The 2,490-nt window shown below is 68.4% G+C and carries 1 protein-coding gene; it reads right to left on the bottom strand.

Annotation, left to right across the window (positions count from 1 at the left end):
- Positions 1 to 1,785: DEAD/DEAH box helicase family protein (locus tag ACFVYK_RS20115; protein WP_389775847.1), on the bottom strand; the 1,785-nt coding region annotated here is incomplete at its 3' end.
- Positions 1,786 to 2,490: the final 705 nt, after the last annotated feature.

The following is a 2,490-nucleotide window of genomic DNA, read 5'->3' as shown; positions in this document are numbered from 1 at the left end:
CCACTCCACCGGCCAGGCCGGGCACCACGACGGGTCGATCTCCTCCAGCTGCTCGACACGCTCTTCGTCCAGCGTCCCGCGGGCGTAGAACCTCCGGTTGTCGGCGATCCATTGCCCCAGCGGGAAATTGGCGAGTGAGGCCGGCCACCCCTCAGCCTGAGCCTCCTCACCCGTCGGCACCCGGTACGTGAACGGCACCTTGAGGTCGCCCACTTCGCGGGCGTAGAGGACGGCGGCCTCGATGCCGCGCCGCCAGTGCTCGTGCTCCGGGTCGAGGACCCGCAGGTTGATGAACAGCGCCAGCTGCGCCGGGTCACGCGGCGTGGAGAACTTCAGCAACGCCTTCGCCGGTCCCGACGCGCCGCCCTCGCCCGCACCCTTCGCCTTGGCCTTCTCGCCCTTCTGGACGGGCTTGTAGCGGCTCGGAGCCTGCTGCTGCGCCAGAGCCTCCACGATGCGGGCGTCATGTGCTCGCAGGGCCTCCAGGAGCTTCGCCAACCCGCCATACGCCCGGGAGGTGAGCATGTTGTCCGCGGTCTCCCCGGGCCCCAGCAGCACCGGTACCACGAGCGACGCCATCTTGCCCTCGCCGGGCTGCATCCGCAGCGCCCGGCCCACGGCCTGGACCAGGTCCGGCATCGAACCGCGCACGTCCGCGAAGTACACGGAGTCACATTCCCGGGTATCGACCCCTTCCCCGAGCACCTTCACCGAGCTCAGGAAGCCCTTCTCCACGACCGTGCCGTCCGTGGCGATCCCGTCGGCGAACTCCCCGAGAACCCGCCGCCGGTGGTTGGGCTTGTGATCACCGCACAGCCAATCTGCCCAGATCATCTTGGGGTACAGCTCCGGATCGCTGTCGTGCAGCTGCGCGGCGACGTCGGGAAGGCCGGCCGCGAACGCCTCAGCCTCACGGATCTGGTGGTGGAACGACAGCGTGCGGCGGAAGCCCTCCTCCGAAGCGGCCTTCACCAGAGCCGTCTGCAGCGCGGCGAGCCGGGCCCCACGCACCTGCTCCGAGCGCCCGTCCGCACCGAGCAGAACGGCCGCCTGGAGCTGCGTGTCGGTGACGTCCACGCACACCACCTGGTACGGAGCACAGATGCCCCGGTCGATCGCCTCCGACAAGGTCAGGGTGAAACACCTGCTGCCGAACGGGCCGTTGGGGTCATCTTCCATCGAAGCCACCAGCTCGCCCGGCGCGCCCTGCTCGGAGTCCTCGTCCAGCTGCCACAGGCGCGGCGTGGCCGTCATGTACAGCCTGCGCAGGGAAGGGATCTTCTGGTTGTTGTGGATGACCGCCCACGGCTTACCGATCCGGCCGGAACAGCGGTGGGCTTCGTCCACGACGATCAGGTCCCAGCCAGGAAGGCTGGCCTCGTGGGCGCGCTCCAGCGTGCCGAGCCCCAGCGAGGCGTACGTGGCGAACACGGTCACCTTGTCGAACGGCCGCACCCAGGAGACCAGCTCGTCCACGTCCGTGGTGTTGGGGAAGGTCACCTGGTCCCCGCGCAGGGACGACACCCCGATCATCGGGCCCGTACGACCTCCAGCACGCCAGGAAGCCTCGGTCTGGGCGAGCAGATCCAACGAGGGCACGAGCACCAGGACCCGGCCCGCGTGGAGCTCCTCAGCGCTCCGGGTGGCCACGAGGCTCTTGCCCGATCCGGTCGCCATGATCACCTGAGTTCGGAGGCCACCCTCCGGCACAAGAGATCTTGCAGGCAATTCGAGGGCGCGCAGTACCGCGTCCACGGCTTCTCGCTGGTGGGGGCGGAGTTCCATTGCTGCCATTCCGATCTGCCTTCTCCTGTAGGACAGTGGGGGTTCCTACGTGGCAGGAAACGGGAAACCTGCACGTAGACAGTGTGCGAGTGGCTACGGTGAAGCCACCTGGACCGGATCGCCGGGACTGATCTGGCGAGAGGAAGCCTGATCCAAAAGGCCCGAACCCTCTCACTGGTGCTGCTAGCTGAGTCCAGAGTCTATCTCGTGCTTCAAAATGAAGCAGCAACAACCGAGAAAATCCCTCGAACGTGGCTCGATCCTGTTAGTCTGGCCCTATCGAAGCCGGAAAGCAGCCTGACGGGAGGTCAGTCAATCGTGATTCCAGACCCCGCCCCGGCCCTGGCCTTTCAGGCTTGCGTGACCCTCCGTCACCTCTCCCCGTGCTCCCTCGATTCGTCCCGCGCCTTCTTCTCCCACCGCCTCCCCCTTCCTACTGCTGCTGCTTTTCCCCACAGTTCCCCCCGAGGCGCGGGGTGTTGGGGCTGGAGCGCAGCGGAGGCCCCGATCCGGGCGGGAGCGAGGGCGGCCGCATCGCGGCCGCTGGCGCGTGGCGCGGAGCGCGGCGCGCCCAACTCGCGGGCGCAGCCCGTGAGTTGACGCCGGGCCACGCAGTGGCCCGGCTGGCGCTCACGCGGAGCGGGAGCGCAACGGTTGCGCGCAGCGCAACCGTTCGCTTGCTCCGGGCGAAGCCCGGAGGCTGTC

It is taken from the genome of Streptomyces sp. NPDC058291 (genome assembly GCF_042880855.1).
In the GTDB taxonomy this organism is placed as follows: Bacteria; Actinomycetota; Actinomycetes; order Streptomycetales; family Streptomycetaceae; genus Streptomyces.
The sequence above is the reverse complement of the archived record's forward strand: the minus strand, read 5'-3'. Positions and strand labels throughout refer to the sequence as shown.